Origin of the sequence: Solibacillus sp., from assembly GCF_040273735.1 — a bacterium.
Lineage (GTDB): Bacteria > Bacillota > Bacilli > Bacillales_A > Planococcaceae > Solibacillus.
On the sequence record NZ_JBELZM010000015.1, the window covers coordinates 55,530 to 73,757 of the forward strand.

At 38.0% G+C, this 18,228-nt stretch carries 20 protein-coding genes and 1 other annotated feature; of the genes, 12 read left to right on the plus strand and 8 right to left on the minus strand.

Annotated elements, in window-relative coordinates:
- Positions 1–112 precede the first annotated feature (112 nt).
- Positions 113–664, plus strand: coding sequence for a chromate transporter (locus tag ABS917_RS14555; RefSeq protein ID WP_350479668.1), 552 nt, complete (start codon positions 113–115; stop codon positions 662–664).
- Positions 661–1,188 carry a chromate transporter gene (locus ABS917_RS14560; protein WP_350479669.1) on the plus strand — a complete coding sequence of 176 codons (528 nt, stop codon included), beginning with the start codon at positions 661–663 and terminating at the stop codon, positions 1,186–1,188. The genes ABS917_RS14555 and ABS917_RS14560 overlap by 4 nt, the downstream gene beginning before the upstream one ends.
- A gap of 60 nt (positions 1,189–1,248) precedes the next feature.
- Here the strand turns inward: ABS917_RS14560 and ABS917_RS14565 are convergent, their stop codons facing one another.
- Both ABS917_RS14565 and ABS917_RS14570 read right to left on the minus strand, forming a co-directional pair.
- Positions 1,249–2,427 carry an ABC transporter permease gene (locus tag ABS917_RS14565; protein WP_350479670.1) on the minus strand — a complete coding sequence of 393 codons (1,179 nt, stop codon included), beginning with the start codon at positions 2,425–2,427 and terminating at the stop codon, positions 1,249–1,251.
- Positions 2,411–3,160 carry an ABC transporter ATP-binding protein gene (locus ABS917_RS14570; RefSeq protein ID WP_350479671.1) on the minus strand — a complete coding sequence of 250 codons (750 nt, stop codon included), beginning with the start codon at positions 3,158–3,160 and terminating at the stop codon, positions 2,411–2,413. The genes ABS917_RS14565 and ABS917_RS14570 overlap by 17 nt, the downstream gene beginning before the upstream one ends.
- A 310-nt stretch (positions 3,161–3,470) precedes the next feature.
- Here ABS917_RS14570 and ABS917_RS14575 point away from each other — a divergent pair, with 310 nt between their 5' ends.
- The 5 genes from ABS917_RS14575 (at position 3,471) to ABS917_RS14595 (ending at position 6,090) form a co-directional block, all read left to right on the plus strand.
- Positions 3,471–3,890: an HIT family protein gene (locus tag ABS917_RS14575; RefSeq protein WP_350479672.1), complete on the plus strand. Its 420-nt coding sequence runs from the start codon at positions 3,471–3,473 to the stop codon at positions 3,888–3,890.
- A 180-nt stretch (positions 3,891–4,070) separates the two neighbouring features.
- Positions 4,071–4,439 carry a YtxH domain-containing protein gene (locus ABS917_RS14580; protein WP_350479673.1) on the plus strand — a complete coding sequence of 123 codons (369 nt, stop codon included), beginning with the start codon at positions 4,071–4,073 and terminating at the stop codon, positions 4,437–4,439.
- A 189-nt stretch (positions 4,440–4,628) separates the two neighbouring features.
- Complete coding sequence (locus tag ABS917_RS14585) at positions 4,629–5,192, plus strand: HTH-type transcriptional regulator Hpr (RefSeq protein WP_173364531.1); 564 nt, start codon at positions 4,629–4,631, stop codon at positions 5,190–5,192.
- A gap of 139 nt (positions 5,193–5,331) precedes the next feature.
- Positions 5,332–5,871 carry a DUF3267 domain-containing protein gene (locus ABS917_RS14590; RefSeq protein WP_350479674.1) on the plus strand — a complete coding sequence of 180 codons (540 nt, stop codon included), beginning with the start codon at positions 5,332–5,334 and terminating at the stop codon, positions 5,869–5,871.
- Between the two features lie 33 nt (positions 5,872–5,904).
- Positions 5,905–6,090, plus strand: coding sequence for a hypothetical protein (locus ABS917_RS14595; RefSeq protein ID WP_079524475.1), 186 nt, complete (start codon positions 5,905–5,907; stop codon positions 6,088–6,090).
- 97 nt (positions 6,091–6,187) lie between these two features.
- On the opposite strand, the gene ABS917_RS14600 is transcribed toward ABS917_RS14595, so the two are convergent.
- The gene (locus tag ABS917_RS14600) at positions 6,188–6,292 is read right to left on the minus strand and encodes a YjcZ family sporulation protein (protein WP_081483416.1); all 105 of its coding nucleotides are present in this window, start codon (positions 6,290–6,292) and stop codon (positions 6,188–6,190) included.
- Positions 6,293–6,439: 147 nt separating this feature from the next.
- Between ABS917_RS14600 and ABS917_RS14605 the strand changes: the two genes are divergently transcribed.
- Positions 6,440–7,288 carry a peptidylprolyl isomerase gene (locus tag ABS917_RS14605; RefSeq protein ID WP_350479676.1) on the plus strand — a complete coding sequence of 283 codons (849 nt, stop codon included), beginning with the start codon at positions 6,440–6,442 and terminating at the stop codon, positions 7,286–7,288.
- 47 nt (positions 7,289–7,335) lie between these two features.
- Here the strand turns inward: ABS917_RS14605 and ABS917_RS14610 are convergent, their stop codons facing one another.
- Positions 7,336–7,674 (minus strand): zinc ribbon domain-containing protein YjdM, encoded by a 339-nt coding sequence (locus ABS917_RS14610; protein WP_350479677.1) that lies wholly within the window; start codon positions 7,672–7,674, stop codon positions 7,336–7,338.
- A 251-nt stretch (positions 7,675–7,925) separates the two neighbouring features.
- Here ABS917_RS14610 and serC point away from each other — a divergent pair, with 251 nt between their 5' ends.
- Positions 7,926–9,023: a 3-phosphoserine/phosphohydroxythreonine transaminase gene (gene serC, locus ABS917_RS14615; protein WP_350479678.1), complete on the plus strand. Its 1,098-nt coding sequence runs from the start codon at positions 7,926–7,928 to the stop codon at positions 9,021–9,023.
- Between the two features lie 126 nt (positions 9,024–9,149).
- On the opposite strand, the gene yhaM is transcribed toward serC, so the two are convergent.
- Positions 9,150–10,085, minus strand: a complete 936-nt coding sequence (gene yhaM / locus ABS917_RS14620) for a 3'-5' exoribonuclease YhaM (protein WP_350479679.1) — start codon at positions 10,083–10,085, stop codon at positions 9,150–9,152.
- Between the two features lie 281 nt (positions 10,086–10,366).
- On the opposite strand from yhaM, the gene ABS917_RS14625 reads away from it, so the two are divergent.
- The gene (locus tag ABS917_RS14625) at positions 10,367–10,552 is read left to right on the plus strand and encodes a YhzD family protein (RefSeq protein WP_008406474.1); all 186 of its coding nucleotides are present in this window, start codon (positions 10,367–10,369) and stop codon (positions 10,550–10,552) included.
- A gap of 127 nt (positions 10,553–10,679) precedes the next feature.
- On the opposite strand, the gene ABS917_RS14630 is transcribed toward ABS917_RS14625, so the two are convergent.
- The 3 genes from ABS917_RS14630 to ABS917_RS14640 form a co-directional block, all read right to left on the minus strand.
- The gene (locus ABS917_RS14630) at positions 10,680–11,849 is read right to left on the minus strand and encodes a hypothetical protein (protein ID WP_350479680.1); all 1,170 of its coding nucleotides are present in this window, start codon (positions 11,847–11,849) and stop codon (positions 10,680–10,682) included.
- Positions 11,850–11,974: 125 nt separating this feature from the next.
- Positions 11,975–12,757, minus strand: a complete 783-nt coding sequence (locus tag ABS917_RS14635) for an enoyl-CoA hydratase (protein WP_350479681.1) — start codon at positions 12,755–12,757, stop codon at positions 11,975–11,977.
- A 66-nt stretch (positions 12,758–12,823) separates the two neighbouring features.
- The gene (locus tag ABS917_RS14640; RefSeq protein ID WP_350479682.1) at positions 12,824–14,509 is read right to left on the minus strand and encodes an FAD-binding dehydrogenase; all 1,686 of its coding nucleotides are present in this window, start codon (positions 14,507–14,509) and stop codon (positions 12,824–12,826) included.
- Between the two features lie 376 nt (positions 14,510–14,885).
- Positions 14,886–15,132, plus strand: a binding site (T-box leader).
- Positions 15,133–15,207: 75 nt separating this feature from the next.
- Here ABS917_RS14640 and serA point away from each other — a divergent pair.
- The gene (gene serA, locus ABS917_RS14645) at positions 15,208–16,833 is read left to right on the plus strand and encodes a phosphoglycerate dehydrogenase (protein WP_350479683.1); all 1,626 of its coding nucleotides are present in this window, start codon (positions 15,208–15,210) and stop codon (positions 16,831–16,833) included.
- Positions 16,834–17,057: 224 nt separating this feature from the next.
- A partial coding sequence (locus ABS917_RS14650; protein WP_350479684.1) for a polysaccharide deacetylase family protein occupies positions 17,058–18,228 on the plus strand: 1,171 nt, incomplete at its 3' end.

An 18,228-nucleotide genomic window follows, 5' to 3' on the forward strand; every position in this document is an offset into this window, starting at 1 on the left:
AAAAATGCTACGATTGTATTTCGTAGCATTTTTATATAAAATAATACATATTTACAAAATCTTTCGTTTTCCGAACTATTCTGCTTCTAACTAATTAAAAGGCGGTTATGATGTGAAAATTCAAATTCAGTTGTTTAAAGCTTTCTTCGTGTCTGGAATTCTTGGCTTCGGTGGAGGTCCGACAATTATTCCATTACTACACAAAGAAGTGGTGGAAAAATATAAACTTATGACGGATGATGATTTTTCTGATGTTTTATCGATCGGAAACACATTGCCTGGACCGATTGCGACAAAGATGGCAGGTTATATTGGTTACCGTATTGGCGGATTGCTCGGGTTAATCAATGCCCTGTTTGCCTCGGTAATGCCTACTGTACTATTAATTATTATTCTATTAAATTCATTGAACCAATTTAGCAACTCTGACTTTATCAATAATATGTCTAAAGGGGTAATACCCATTGTGACAGTTATGATGGGGCTTTATGCATTCGACTTTTTAAAAAAATCGCATAAAGCTTTAGGTCTAAAAATCAGCGCTATTATTTTCTTATTCAGCTTTATAACAATAGTCGTATTTGATCTCCACCCTGGGATCATCATTGGTTCACTCTTAATATTAGCGCTTGCATTGCCCGCTAAAGGAGGAAAAGAACAATGATATTATGGGAACTATTTATTGCATTTTTAATACCGAACCTTTTAGCATACGGTGGCGGACCTGCGTCAATCCCGTTAATTGAACATGAAGTGGTAGACAGGTATGAGTGGATGACGCAAAGTGAATTCAGTGAGTTTCTTGCTCTGGCAAATTCACTGCCCGGTCCTATTGCAACGAAGATGGCAGGCTATATCGGATTTGAAGTCGGCGGATTTTTAGGTAGTTTTATAGCATTATTCGCGACAGTTGCCCCTACCCTGATTTTGATGATCACACTATTGAATCTTCTACAAAAATATAGAGATTCCCCTAAAGTAATGCGGTTATCAAGCTTTGTATTACCTGCAATTGCCGTATTATTAATTACATTAACCTTCGATTTCGCAAAGTCTTCCTATGAATCAAATAAACTGATTCCAACGATTTTAATGATTATCGGCAGCTATATTGCTTTGGAAAAATTTAAAGTTCCTTCTATTATAGTAATTGCCGTCGGGTTATTAATTGGAGGATTCTTGTTATAAACATAATAGGCACCCATTTTCGCTCAAGAAAATGGGTGCCTTATTTATTGTTACGTTTTTTTATTTTGACATTCTCATCGTCAGTTCACTGACTGCGATAATGACAACCGGAACGATGTAAAACTGCGGTTGCATCATTGCACAAAGTGTCACAATAATAGCCTGTACAATGCTTAGTTGACGAAGCAGTTTTGCGACAGCCTGTTTTCTCGTATCGCGAGGAATCGGGTAAAGCATGTCCATTCGGAAATCCCCTGCTGACATGAGGGCATACTTAAGCTGAAGTGTTGTCGCAAATGCCAAAGCACCTGCAACGATCCAAGTTACAAATGGAATCGTAATAAACATTGCAATAACAGCTGAAATCGCTGTTAACCGTACCCATAAATAAAAATGGTCATCTGTACGGATAAACGTACGGTAAATTAAATATGCCTGTGTATTTTCCTTTTTATAGCTGATCGCTTTATACGCAATATCGAGCCATGCACGACGTTTTACAGAGCCCTTTAAATGCGGGACATCTGTGAAGTAGTTGGCAAAACGGTAAAAACGCATCATGCGGTTTTGCTCAAGCTTAATAAAATGTTCGTAAGGCACTGGATTATCCTGCACTTTTTTCTTCAATGTAAATGTATAGTAAGCCATCATAATAAGAAATACGATGCCTATCAAACCGTCTGCCAACGTCATTTGGATTCCGATAATCGACACGATTGCCCGTACAAAACGGTCGAGTATTATGGCATTACCCCGATTCGCATAACGGTAGTTGAACTCGGCACGAACATTAATGAATTTCAAAACTGCGATAAATGCAGCAGTCAGCCAAATTTCCGCTGCGCTAAGTGTCGTAACCTCTTTCAATAACGGGATCGCTATTATATACAGAACAACCGGCACTAAAAGCTGTGACCAGAATGTCCAGTTCATCGCCTTTTTGAAATAGTTCGGCATTTGGCTTTCCAGCGGCAATAAGTACACTTGATCCGGTTCTTTCAATAATGTGACAGGTCTACTAAATGCAACTAAGCCCCCTACTATAACGGCAATGAGCCATTCTGCCGGGAAATCCGGCTGCACGACTTTCAGCCATTCGCTGTACTGATATCCCCCTGCCCCTGCGATAAAGACAAGGACAATCGCAATATGCCCTGTAAAGACGAAGCGCATATACTTCATCACTTCGCCGATGTAATGCTCGAAGCGCTTAGCCCATACACTATGCATGCTGTTCATTGTCCTGCTCCTTTGTCATTGCAATATATAAGTCATCGAGAGTCGCAGTCGGCATATTGAAAGCTTTGCGCAAATCATTCATTGTCCCTTGTGCACGTACGCGTCCTTCATGAAGCAGAATGATGCGGTCACAATGTTTTTCTGCAGTCGATAAAATATGTGTCGACATTAGAATCGATGCACCTGCACGTTTTTTATCATCCATTTGGTCAAGTAATGACTGAATGCCGAGCGGATCTAAACCGACAAACGGCTCATCGATAATATATAAACTTGGATCGACTAAAAATGCGCACATAATCATTACCTTCTGGCGCATCCCCTTTGAAAAGTGCGATGGGAACCAATTTAATCGCTTTTCCATACGGAATTCCTTCAATAAAACTTCCGAGCGTTGTTCCAAAGTTATTTCATCTAAACCATAGGCCATTGCCGTTAATTGTAAATGTTCTTTTAATGTTAATTCTTCATATAGTACAGGTGTTTCCGGAATATAGGAGAAGCTTGATCGGTACTTGTCCAAATTCTCCTTCAACGTCACACCGTTTAAACGAATTTCTCCAGAGCGTGGTAAGAGCGTGCCAATAATATGCTTGATCGTCGTACTTTTCCCAGCACCGTTAAGGCCGATTAATCCAACGAGCTCTCCTTTGTTAATTTCAAATGATAAATCTTGAATCACAGGCTTTCTCGTATAACCACCTGTTACATTTTGCAGTTGTAAAATTGTCACAGTCGTCACTCCTCTTTTCTAAATTTTAGTTTATCAAAAGCGAATAAAATTGAACACTGAATGCAACACTCAATTCAAAGAACAAAAAAATAAATCCTTCATATAAGAAAGTAGTTTTCCGAATAATCTATGATAGAATAAAGAAAAATAATAGTATCTTCACCATAAATTGGGGTTGTACAATTGATTTTTATTGCAGGCGGATGCTCTACAAGGGAATTTACCGCCCTGTATTCCTCTCAATTTACAATAACATTATTTTCTAACTTCTAATGGTGAAAATCAAAAATAAAAAGGAGCGATAAATAGGATGAGTGATTGCTTATTTTGCAAAATCATTGCCGGAGAAATTCCAAGTATTAAAGTATATGAGGATGAACATACTTTTGCCTTCATGGACATTGCCCCATTAACAAAAGGCCATACACTGTTAATCCCGAAAACACATTGTAAAGATCTATTTGAAATGTCAGAAGATGTAGCACGTAATTTATATGCTGCTGCTCCGAAAGTGGCTAATGCCATTAAAGCTGCTTTTGACCCGGCTGGTATGAATACGATTAATAATAACGGTGCTGAAGCAGGTCAAACCGTTTTCCATTACCATCTGCATCTCGTTCCGCGTTATGACGAAAAAGATGGACTAGTGGTCAACTGGAATGGTCGTTCACAGGAATTCCCGCCAGATGTGCTGTCGACACTTTCTGAGGAAATTAAATCACACTTATAATTGCTCCTATCAGTTATATTTACATAATTGTATGAGGAGACTATGGCCAGCATCTTTTTCATATATGAAAATGCTGGTTTTTCTTTTAGTACTATCCCGCCCAATCTTTCCGATGTTTATCGGATCATGGATTTGGAAAAAGATTTGGATAACAAATATAAATAAAGTGAGGTTATCATTATGAAAGCAAAATCATTTTTACTAGGTATTACAACAGGCATCGTTAGCGGTGCGGCTGTTATTTTATTTACAGCACCACAATCAGGGACAGCTTTAAGACAAAACTTATTGGAAAATACAAAAAATGCCAAATCAAAGCTCCAAGACGTTCAACATGAACTAAATAATGTAATGCAATCAATCACAACTTTAAAGGCAGAAGTGCAAAATAGTATGCCTAGTATAGTAAATGAATTAAAGGATAATTTCGCAAATTTCAAAACTCAGATAGAACCGGAAGCAATAAATTTAAAACAAGAAATAGAGAAATTACAGAATTCTATAAGTGAAATCGAGAAAAATATTCCTTCAAATAGAAATAATGAGTAATGAACAACAATTCACCGCCAATACTTTAGCACTATAATAAAGTTTAAAAACAGCCAAATTAATCCCAAAATTATCTTTTTATAGCATTAATCAACCAATGTTGAATTATTCCATTTTTCTAACTTTAAACTTTTTTCTTTTATTGCTATAATATTTTTAAAATAAAATGTTAAATGAAAGAAGAAGGTGATTGCTTTGACAGAAGATTTATACTCGCAACGTGAGGCTATGTTATTTAGCCAAAGAGTCGCACAACTTTCGAAAGCACTATGGAAAGCTATCGAAAAAGATTGGCAAACATGGATTAAACCTTTTGATTTAAATATTAATGAACATCATATTTTATGGATTTCATATCATTTGAAAGGTGCTTCCATTTCAGATGTAGCTAAATTTGGTGTCATGCATGTATCTACTGCTTTCAACTTTTCAAAAAAATTAGAAGAACGCGGATTACTTACTTTCTCAAAACGTGATGAAGACAAACGTAATACATATGTTGAGTTAACTGATAAAGGCGCAGAACTCATCCTACGTATGTACGATCATTATCACGATACAGAACATACGATTTTAACAGGTGCATTGCCATTAAAAGAACTTTATGGACGTTTCCCTGAGTTTTTAGATGTGATGGCTGTTATTCGCAATATTTACGGGGATGACTTCATCGAAATATTCGAACGCTCTTTCTTTAACTTTAAAGAAACAATTGATGACAAAGGAAAGCCGTCAATCACAACAACTTCATAAAATTTATAGCAAGAAATGTCGCCAATTAAATTGATGACATTTCTTTTTTTATTTATTATAGTTAGTTTTATGTTTAATATTGTTTCGTTAATGGAAAAGCATAGTACGTCCTTTTCCATAATGTTTTAGGGGGGCTCACATGCATTGTTGGAAAACAATCAACATAGAGCGCGAATACGGTACGGGAAGGCTTGTATTATTGGCTATCACTCTTTTTGTCCTTGTATTTTGCTTTTCATACATTGCATTTAGTTTTAATTTTAACGGTAAGCATATTGATCGCCATTTATGGTTAGTTTTATTAGTAATACCTTTTATTTATCCTATGCACAAATTTTTACATTATATCGCTCTGTTTCAATATAGAAAATCACTCGTCTTTCGTTTTAAATTTCAGCATTTCATGCCGGTTGTCCGGATGCGCCTGCAAAACGGCATTCCGAAAAAGTCTTACATTTTCGCACTCGTTACACCTTTTATTGTTATTAATGCAGCATTGATCGCGGGAGGCATTTCCTTCCCTGAATATGCGCATTATTTTAGTGGATTGCTCGCTTTTCACTGTTGTATTTGTCTCATGGATTTTTTATATGTGAAAAATTTAATGTATGCGCCAAACAATGCTATAATTGAAGAAACGCCAAGAGGTTATGAAATTTTAGTTCCGCTTGATATTTAGGTTTTATTGATGCTTTAGAGGGGAGGAATAAATTTGTTACTACTTGTTGTAATCTTATTTTCAGTAATATACTTATTCCAAATAAATCGAATGACTGCCGCATTATGCAGTCGACGTGAAATTCCAGAAGAAAAACAGCCAAAAATTTTCCGTACGATTAATGTACTGATTACGATTTTACTTGTAAGCATGTACGTTGAAGTACTGCTAGCCGTTTAAAGAAATTTTATTTATGTAATAAATTTTTTGGTCCATACTTTAATAATTGGAAAAGGTGTGTTAAAAGTCGTAAAGACTTTTAACACACCTTTTTTTCTTAGTAGATGAAAGCTGCACCAACAATAATTAACAAGATAAACAATACAACTAAAAGAGCAAAGCCAGAGCCGTAGCCGCCGCCATTGTAACCTCCGCCACCCATATTGTCACCTCCCTTCTCTCTTTCTCTCAATATCGTATGCACCTGTTGACACAAAACTTAGGCACTCTTCACATGCAACCATTTTGTTTTTAAATCGTTTATGTTATAGTTACAATTGCATTAAAGTTAAGTTAGGAGCGTATTCAAATGAAAAAGACCATTTTTGCATTAACAGTTGCTGCTTCAATCGGTTTAGCTGCATGCAGTAATCCTGGAGATGAAGTTGTAGTATCAACAAGCGCAGGCGATATCACTCAAGAAGAATTTTATAATTCAATGAAGGACATCGCTGGTGATCAATTACTGCAACAAGTAGTAGTTGAACAGATTTTGAACGATAAATATAAAGTAACAGACGAGGAAATCGAAGAAGAATTGAAGGGTGTAAAAGAGCAGTATGGCGAAAGCTATGAGTCTGTTTTAGCACAAAGCAATTTAACGGAAGAAACGTTAAAAACAAATATTCGTTTCACATTGTTACAAGAGAAAGCTTTAAAAGATGTTGAAGTAACTGACGAGGAAATCGAAAAGTACTACAACCAGGCATCTCAAGAATTAAACGCCCGCCACATTTTAGTGGAAGATGAAGAGACTGCAAAAGAAATTAAAGCTAAATTAGATGCTGGAGAAGATTTTGCAAAATTAGCGAAAGAATTCTCGGCTGATCCAGGTTCTGGAGCACAAGGCGGAGATTTAGGTTGGTTTACTGTAGGTACAATGGTGCCTGAGTTCAGCGATGCTGCATATGCATTGGAAATTGACGAAATCAGCGAGCCTGTACAATCTGAACATGGTTTCCACATCATTCAAGTGACTGATAAACGTGATGTTAAAGATTACGGTAAACTTGAAGACAAAAAAGAAGAAATCCGTGACGCAATTGCAACTACAAAAGCTGATTGGAACACAAAAATGGCAGAGTTAATTAACGAAGCCGATGTAGAAGTAAAAGACAAAGATTTAAAAGACGCTTTTTCAGGCTTTAAAGCTGAATAATCGTTGATATAAAAAAATGCGAGTCCCATAAATGGGCCTCGCATTTTTTAGTTTTTCTTCACAAATTCAGATTTCAGCTTCATTGCACCAAAACCGTCGATTTTACAATCAATATTGTGATCGCCTTCCACAAGGCGAATGTTTTTAACACGTGTACCGATTTTTAACGTAGAAGAGCTTCCCTTTACTTTTAAATCCTTTATAACCGTTACGGTATCACCATCAGCCAACAGGTTGCCGTTTGCATCGCGAACGACCGATCCTTCATCTTCCACTGTTTCCGCTGATTGAGACCATTCATGCGCACATTCCGGGCACACATAATTCTGTCCATCTTCATACGTATACTCTGATCCGCATTCCGGGCATTTCGGTAATTGTTCCATTTTTATATACCTCCAGTATTTTATCCCCTCTATACTCGCATAGTTCCTGTTTATATACAAGGTTATAAAGGTAAACAAGCTCAAAACACGAACATTCCTATTTCCTTCGTGACAAAAATCTATAAATTTTCTATATGTTCTTCTCTTTTTTGTTTATAAGAAAAAATATTTCAAGAATTTTCACATATTTGTTCCGAAAGGGTATATTATCAATTTATATATTCTATTACTAAAATCCAGGAGTGATTGCATTGACAGTAACGACAAAACGCGCATTTAACTTTAATGCTGGTCCATCGGCATTACCATTAGAAGTTTTACAAAAAGCACAGGCAGAACTAGTAGATTTTAAAGGTACCGGTATGTCTGTAATGGAATTAAGCCACCGTAGCGCTGCATTTGAAGAAGTACATAATGAAGCGATTGCCAATTTACGCCAGTTATACGAAATCCCTGAAAATTATGAAGTACTATTTTTACAAGGCGGAGCAAGCCTTCAATTTTCAATGATTCCAATGAACTTCTTAAGTGAAGGGCAAAAGGCAAGTTATATCCAAACAGGTGCATGGTCAGAAAAGGCTTTTGCAGAAGCGAAGTTATTCGGTACACCTGTAGAAGCGGCAAGCTCAAAAAGCAATAACTACAAAAACATCCCGGCACTTTCGGATATTCAAATCGCGGAAGGTTCAGCATACCTTCACGTAACATCAAACAATACAATTTTCGGTACTCAGTGGAAAACTTTCCCGACTACTGGTGACCTTCCACTAATTGCTGACATGTCTTCAGATATTTTATCGAAGAAAATTGATGTATCAAGTTTTGCCATGATTTATGCAGGGGCACAAAAAAACTTAGGTCCTTCGGGTGTAACTGTTGTAATCATCCGTAAAGATTTCCTTGAAAAAGCAAACTCAGCTATCCCAACAATGCTGAAATACGCAACACATTCTAAAAACAACTCGTTGTACAATACGCCGCCTACTTTCGGTATTTATATGTTAGGGGAAGTATTGAAATGGGTGAAAGCTGAAGGTGGCTTAGAGGCGATCGAGCAACGTAATGAAGAAAAGGCGAAGTATATTTATGATGCAATCGACAATTCGAACGGCTTCTACTACGGGCATGCAACTGAAGATTCACGTTCATTGATGAACATTACGTTCCGTGTAGCAGATGAGGAGTTGGAGAAAAAATTCCTTGCAGAAGCAAAAACAGCCGGATTTGTCGGTTTAAACGGTCACCGTTCTGTAGGGGGCTGCCGCGCTTCTACTTACAATGCTGTCCCAGTCGAAACTTGCAAAGCCCTTGCTGATTTCATGGTAAAATTCCAGCAGGATAATCAATAACAAATAAGCCTATAATAACATTTCTCATAATTAAAGGCCGTTCAAATTATAAATGAATTTGAACGGCCTTATTTTTAAATCTATCAAGGATATTTCTGTATTTTTATCTGAAAAAAACCTGCCAGCTTAAATTGTCGGTTTGTAGAATGAGCGGTTATCCAATGGGAATAGACGCTCTGTAAATTCGCCAGGCTTAGTTTTATCAAGGGCACGTGTCAGCATATTCATCTTCGCATCAATATTATCAATATAGTGTAAAATTTCCGCTTCTTGAATCATAGGCTTTTTCGGGCTGCCCCACTCTTCTTTTCCGTGATGTGACAACACTAAATGTTGAAGCAGCATCACTTCTTCGCCTTCGATTTTCAGCTCATTGGCAGCTTGACCAATTTCATTGACCATAATCGAAATATGACCAAGCAAGTTACCTTCCACCGTATACATTGTACCTACCGGACCGCTCAGTTCAATGACCTTACCGATATCATGCAAAATAACCCCCGCATATAATAAATCACGGTTCAGCGTTGGATATAGATCACAAATCGCTTCACTTAATTTCAGCATCGATACAACATGGTCAAGTAAACCGGATGCATAGTCGTGGTGATTTTTAGTTGCTGCAGGGTAAATCAGTAATTGGTCTTGATATTTTTTTGTAAGATTGCGTGTAATACGCGAGATATTCGGATTTTGAATTTGAAAGAAGTACTGTGTAAGCTCTTCAAATAACTGTTCTTTTGGCACCGCAGATGTCGGTAAAAGATCGCTTATTTGAACGCCTTCCTCGTCACGTGCAGGTCGGATTTGTTTCACACGCAGTTGGTTTTTTCCACGATAGTCGTGAATCTCTCCCCCAACTTTTACAATTACCTGTGCACGGTACAGATTTTCATGTTCCTCGTTTGTATCCCATAGCTTAGCTTCAATGTCTCCGCTACGATCCTGTAAAATTAGTGACATAAAAGGCTTGCCTACAGTCGTTACGCCTTTTTTTGCTTCTTTTATCAATAAATATTGGTCCACTTGTTCACCAGGTTGGAGTTTTGTAATTCCATTCACAAGCAATCGCCCCTTTATAACTCTATTACAATTTATTGTAACATGTATATGCGTTATTTATCGATTAAAAGACTATCAATTGCTCCTTCGCTACCGAAAGCTAAATTTTTTTCGCAAAATGGCGTTTAATAAATCAAAAGTTAGGGTAAATATCGATGGATTAAAATGTTCATGAACAGTTCATAAACTACAAATATTTCTCGAATAATGATGGCTGCTTCGTGAATTTTCGAAAAATTTCTAGTATAATCATATTATCTTGCTTATAAAGGGTGGTTTAAATGGAGAATTATCGTTTTACTGCATTTGAAAAAACTGGGGAAACATTATTTGATGAAGTGTGGAATTTCGCAAACGATGATGCTGCAAAAATCGAAGGTCAAAAGCAAATCGAAGAAAAAGGTATTGCTGAAAAAACACACCGCTTAGTAAACTCATCAGGTAAATTAATTTTATTCCACGTTTAAAATTAAACGTACATAGAGTGAAACTTCAATCCGTGGGGGTTCTTATCCCAGCTTTTACGGGGAGTTTTCCTCCCGCCTATGCGGGATAAATGAGAGGGTGCCCTGAAACTCAGGACACCCTCTTTTATTATACTAAACGTTTAATCGCCTCATAAAGCTCTTCGTTTGTTGGGACTTGCAAATACATTCGCAGTCTTACAATACGATTTAATTCCTTTTCAATCATAGATTTTGCATACGCAACACGATCTTCTGTAGCATACATCTTCCGGAACTCTTCCTGCATATTATACATTTCATTAAAATCACTTAACACTAGTTGGAGTTCTTTTTCATTTAATAAATATTGCTCTACTAAATTGACAAGCTCCTCATTAAAGATTTCCAGCATTTTAACCGAATCATCTTTTATAAATAGATCAAGCACTTTTTTGACAAGGGTCGTCGTCAATATACTTCCTAAAATAAGACCGATGATCCCGCCGATTAAGCTAATGACAGTTGTACTAACATTCGGAATCGATAAGCCGACTCCTCCACCTACGATTAAACCAATTATACTCCCTGCAACACTTGCAGCCGTTTTGGAAATATTTTTAAATAGTTGTGCCGGAGACATCTGTTTTTTAATCGTGCGAATTATATCGACGCTCGACATGACACCTGTTACGAGAGCTCCTGTTACAACATTTGCATTCAGTAATGTAATGGCCTTTTTAGCAATAACGGAGCTGTACATCGCCTTCTTCGTGGCCGTACTAGCCATCCTCTTCACTACTGCCTTTGCACCATTTTTCTTAACGGCACTTGCAATGCCTTCATCCAGCTCAATATGGTCAACAATATTTAGATTATCGATTTGCTTCTCTATTATTTCTTCAGCAAATGGTTCTCCTATAACTGTTAAGCCTGTCAGTACAGCATTTTCTACTGCGGTACCTCGTTCTGCACCATTCCACTTACTTTGTGCGAAAGAAATTGCGGTACTCATTCCGATCGTTTCTTTCTTAAAATCGATGCAGCCTCTTTCATCAATCACTAGATTATGGATATTTCCAGCATCTAATATGTGACGAACTTGCTCATATGTGAATGCGCCTTGTTTAATAATATCGCTATTATTAAAATGCGCATGTATTTCATTAAATTGCTCGAAAGGGACTTCCAAGTAATTACTTTGTTCCTGATCCAGCTGTTTTAGTTCAATTTCGCAAATTGCAATCGCATCATTTACATTGGGACAATACACATTGTGTACGATTTGTCGCCGGTTATTTGATAGCCAAATTTGGTCCATGAAGTTACCTCCATTTTTCGTCTTTCATTATCATATAAGCATTCGGTAATGTTGTACAGTAATATTTTATTCTCCAATAAAAAAGGAGGAGCCAGCGTTGGTCCACTAGCATCCTCCGACATTATTTACTTTCCTTCAAATTGCGGCATTCTCTTTCCGACGAAAGCCTGAATCCCTTCTAAATGGTCTTGTGTTTGGCGCATTTTAACCTGTCCTGCCGATTCGCCTTCCAATATCTGCTCTAACACAGGCAAGTTTGCATTATGCAATATCAGCTTTGTTTCAATCTTCGCCAAGATCGGTGATGCCAACAGCTTGCCGACAAGTTGGTCAACTGTAACTAATGCCTGACCATCTTCCACATTATAATCAATGAGTCCTAATGCTAGCGCTTCATCGCCGCTTAACACTTTTCCTTCCCATATCATTTGCTTCGCTTTTGGTGTCCCTAGACGTTCCTTCATAAAGAAGTGTCCTGCACCGTCAGGAACTAAACCGATTCCGATAAAGTTCATCGCTAATTTACTCGATTGCTCCGCCACAATGATATCGCTTCCTAATGCCAGACTAAAGCCTAAACCGGCAGCAGCTCCATGAATTTGTGCAATCGTAATCATTGGAAGTGTATAATAAGCCTTCACTAAACGTGAAATATCTTCCATAATCGTTCCAAAATCAGAAAAGTCATCTGATGAAACCATCATTTTTACATCGCCACCAGCAGAGAAGACTCTTCCTTCCCCTCTAATGATAAGAATTTGAATATCCTTTTCATTATGTAGCGCTTCAAAGCATTCCGCCAACTCGCGCATCATTGTAAAATCCATTGCATTCATGGCATTCGGGCGATTTAATGTTAATGTTGCTTTTCGCTCCGCAATTTCCAGCTTAATTGTTTCAAAGTTCAATTGAATACACCCCTTATTTATGAATAATCATTCATTTCGACAAATGACTTCATATCTCCTTTATTTTCATACTTCTAATGTTTTGGCTTTGTTCGGTACCGGCTTCAAAGTGGCTAAATATTTACCGACCTGTAAACCAGTAAATAAGCACCCGCCTAAAAATGTCCCTTCCAATGAACGGTAACCATGTACGCCACCGCCCCCAAAACCGCTCACTTCTCCTGCCGCAAAAAGTCCTTGAACAGGGTTGCCCTCGTCATTTAGTACTTGCCCGTTTAAATTAGTTTGTAATCCCCCTAATGTTTTTCGTGTGAGTATATTTAAACGTACCGCAATTAACGGTCCAGCTTTCGGATCCAAAATTTTGTGAGGCTTGGCTGCACGGATCAATTTATCGCCGATATAGTTTCTTGCTCCATGCAATGCATTAATTTGTGCATCCTTTGAAAAGATATTTTCAATTTCACGGTCACGTGCTAAAATCTGCTCTTTAATATGCATAAAATCAAGCAAGTCATTGCCTGCCAGTTTGTTCATACCATCGACTAAATCTTTTAAACTATCCGCAATGACAAAATCTTCCCCGTTTTCTTTGAATGCCTGAACGGCTTTAGGCGGTCCTGGTAAAACACGCTTCAGCACGTCCTTTATACTTTTATTTGTTAAATCCATATTTTGCTCAGAACCGGATAATGCAAATTCCTTTTCGATTATTTTTTCCGTCAAAATAAACCAAGAATAGTCATACCCTGTTTTTTGAATTGCTTCGAGTGTGCTGAGTGTATCAAAACCAGGAAAGTTCGGTGCTTTAAATCGGTTTCCAGTTGCATCAAACCACATCGATGACGGTCCGGGCAGTATACGAATCCCATGGTTTTTCCATATAGGATCCCAGTTTTTCAAGCCTTCCGTATAATGCCACATACGGTCTCGATTGACGATCCGCCCGCCAGCCCGCTCTGTAATTTCGAGCATCTTCCCATCGACAAATGCAGGTACACCGGACACCATATTTTCCGGTGGCAGACCTAGTCGTGATGGCCAATTTTCTTTGATAAGTTCTAAATTTGCTCCGATACCACCGCTAGCTACTACGACTGAATCTGCCGTATATTCAAATGTACCGATGATTTCTCTTGAACTTTCTTCCCCACGGCGAATAATACTATTCTCTAAAATATTCCCTTGAATGCCAGTAACAGCGCCATCTTCAGTCATTAAATCAGTTACTTGGTGGCGCGGCAAATAATCGATTAAACCACTTTCCGAAGCTTGCAACACTTTACTCGAAAAAGTCTCTACAATCGCGGGGCCAGTTCCCCAAACGATATGAAAGCGGGGAACCGAATTCCCGTGCCCCCCTGCTAAAGCACCCCCACGCTCTGCCCAGCCGACAACCGGGAAAAATTGAATCCCCTGTGATTTTAGCCAATCATATTTTTCTCCCGCTGCAAAATCCACATAAGCCTTTGCCCATTCATATGCCCAGTAATCCTCATCCTCTAATCGGTCGAATCCTGCAGAGCCGCGCCAATCCTGCCATGCGAGCTCCTTACTGTCTTTTATACCCAACCTTCTTTGTTCAGGAGTATCTACTAAAAATAGTCCTCCAAATGACCAAAATGCCTGACCCCCGATAGAATTTTCGGGTTCCTGATCCACAAGCAATACCTTTTTTTGCGCATCTAAGAGCTGACAAACTGCAGTTAATCCTGCTAGCCCCGCTCCAATTACGATTGCATCATAATGCATTTTCTACTCCCCCTTTGTCAGTGCATCTGTTATACAATTTCGTGGTATTTTTTATTTCCCCTTCTTTATTATTTTTCTTTAAAGCATTAAAATTTAAACTAAGATAAAATTTTAGTGAAATAGTAAAACCGTTATTTTTCCGATAAATACTAAGAATCGTTATTTTTCTGTAAATTCAAATAAATCCCTTCAAATCAATATCGTTAGCGCTTTCATACTTTTTCATAAATACGAACATTTAATTTATAAAACCTAAATATCATTCGTAAAACAACCTCATTTTTGCTGATTGGTTCACTAATTATTTATTAATTTCGAAAATTTCGTTGACAAAGATGAACAATCGGGTTTATGATGTTATCAAATTTAAAAACGACAAACTATTGTGATAGAGACATACTATTTAGTTTTGTATAGCAAAGAGAGCTGGTGGTCGGTGTAAACCAGTGTATACGCTAAATAAGTTCCACTCTTGAATAGAATAGCCGAAAATCCAAAGTAAGTTATTCCGTCCCATGCACGTTACGCATATTGATAAGGTTGTATGACTATTTTTTACAAATAGTCGGCAACGAATAAGGGTGGTACCGCGATTTGTTTAATGAATGCCTTTCGCCCCTTACGTTATTCGTAAGGGACGGAAGGCTTTTTTTGTATAGTTAATTAAAAATAATAGTGAATTTTAAGGAGAGATTATTATGACAGCAACACAATTAATCGAAAAGGCAACAAAAACAATCAACGTATTTATTGCAGATCCATTAAGTGATGACGGTATTTTCCCGCTTCGTCAGGAAACAGAATTAAATTTAAATATCATCGTTGATACAGGATTAGCTCCAGAACAATTAATAGCTCGAATTGCAGATGTGGATGTATTACTTGTCCGCTCTCAAACAACCGTTACACGCGAAGTTATTGAGGCAGCAAAAAACTTGAAATTAATCGGGCGTGCAGGTGTAGGTGTTGATAACATCGATTTAAATGCCGCAACAGAGCACGGAATTATTGTTGTAAACGCTCCAGACGGGAACACGAATTCTGCGGCTGAGCATACAATCGCAATGATGACATCACTTGCCCGCTTTATTCCACAAGCGTTCAACACATTAAAGAACGGCAAATGGGATCGGAAATCTTATGTTGGGGTTGAACTTAAAAACAAAACATTAGGTGTAATTGGGATGGGCCGTATCGGTGCTGAAGTAGCTTACCGTGCGAAAGGTCAACGTATGGACGTGATCGCCTATGACCCATTTTTAACTGAAGAACGTGCGAAAGAATTAGGTATTACAAAAGGTACTGTTGACGAAGTATGTGCAGCAGCAGACTTTGTAACAGTTCATACACCACTTTTACCTGAAACTCGTAACATCATCAACAAAGAACGTTTTGCTATTATGAAAGACGGTGTCCGTATTATCAACTGTGCTCGCGGCGGTATCATTAACGAAGATGATTTATACGATGCGATTGTTGAAGGGAAAGTAGCAGGTGCCGCACTGGATGTATTTGTACAAGAGCCTGCAACAGACCATAAACTGTTAACATTGCCACAAGTGATTGCAACACCTCACTTAGGTGCATCTACAGTGGAAGCACAGGAATCAGTAGCAGTCGATGTATCAAACGACATTATTAAATTCTTTAAAACAGGTACAGTAACAAATCCGGTAAACATGCCATCTATTCCGAAAGAAAAGCTTGCGGAAGTAGAACCGTTTTTCGCATTAGCTGAAAAGCTTGGTAAGTTTTTAATCCAGGTTACAGAAGAAAGCATCAAACAATTGAATATTTCTTATGCTGGTGAAGTCGCTAATTTTGATGTACGTCCATTAACAGCAAATGCTATTAAAGGTCTTCTTTCTACGAACCACGGCTCTCACGTAAATGATGTCAACGCACGTTACTTAGCTGAGCGTATCGGCATTCAGATTAATGAGCATAAAACAACAACTGCTAAAGGCTTCACAAATTTAATTACGGTTGAAATCGTGACAGAAACAGAAAAACATACAGTAGCTGGTACGTTATTAAATGGCCTTGGTGCCCGTATCGTTAAAGTAGAAGGTTTCGTCGTGGATGTTATTCCTAACGGCAACCTGCTTTACATTAAAAACCAAGATAAGCCAGGTTCAATCGGCCGTGTAGCGACTAAGCTGGCTGAAAAAGATATCAATATCGCAACAATGCAGGTTGGTCGCGATCAAATCGGCGGCTCAGCAGTCATGATGCTTGTTGTTGATAACGAAGTAACAACAGAAGATTTAATTTTTGTAGCACAACTTGAAAATATCGATGAAGTAAAAGCCATTACACTTTAATCATTTCTACTACTGATGAACGAAAATTTTCTTCATCAGTAGTTTTTTGTTTTAACATATTTCCCATTCGCATACATAAGTTTAAAGGACGATTTTATCTCTTATTATTTGAAACTTGGATTGGATAAAATCATACATAAAACTTGGCGAAAGTGAAGACCCCTACCCGATTCCCACCAACCGTTCACTCTATTCGCTCACTTTTTACTAAAAGGAGAGTTTAGTTGAGAAAAATACTGTATTTCTTATTAATTGTTTTCTGTATCGTTGGTATTTCCCTAGTAAATAATGCGCGTGTCCATGCAGCAGCCCCTTCTGCCACAGTTAAAATCACAACTATAGAGACCGAAGTATTTGATGAAACATACAAGCAAAAATTGATTACACTGTCAAAAGCAACACCCGTTATCATTATTTCAGAAGCGGATGGTTGGGCTAAAATTCAATATAAAACGGTGGTAGGCTATATTCCAAGCGAATATTTAAAGTCTGCAACCCCTCAATATATGCTCGTACAAGCAAAAGAAGAGCCACTTGTGCTTGTGACGAATAAACATGAGAGCGAGATTAAAGGAAAACTCCATTTAAATACAATTGTAGAGGTTTACGGATCTGCAACTGCCGACTTTGTTTTTGTAAAATATGGACGTCTTGCCGGTTTTGTAAATAAGCAGGTACTTGTGAAACCTGTTTCGAAAGCGATGATCGTTAAAAGCTCAGCAGATTTAGTTGTAAGAGAGATTGCCAGTTCTTCGAGTACGGAAATTGGTGTGTTACGTAAAAACAGCCCTGTTAAAATGCTCACTAATTTAAAAGGTTGGGCGTTTGTCACAACAGATAAGCTATCTGGCTATGTGCTGACGAATGGACTGGTCACACCGCCTGTTGAAAAAGAAAAACCAGTAAAAGTTAATCCTAAACCGGCAACGGATAAAAAAATCGCCTTAACATTCGATGATGGCCCACACCCAAAAGTGACGAGACAAATTTTAAAAACGTTGGAGAAGTATGATGCAAAGGCGACGTTTTTTGTTGTGGGGCAAGAGGTGAAGGAACATCCTGAAATTTTAAAAGCCGTATATAACGCGGGCCATGAAATCGGCAATCACACATTTAATCATGAAAAACTGACAACATTATCACCTGAGGAAATAAAGCAGCAAATCCAGTCAACCGATACACTTATAAAATCGACGATCGGTCAACGGGCAACTGTCTTCCGCCCGCCGTATGGAAGTTATGATGAAACGATTACGGATCAATTAAATGTTCCGAATGTACTGTGGACAATTGATACACTTGACTGGAAGCATCGTGATCCGGAAAAAACGGTGCTGGCAGTAAAAGAACGTGCAAAAGATGGGAGTATCATATTAATGCATGATATTCATCAGG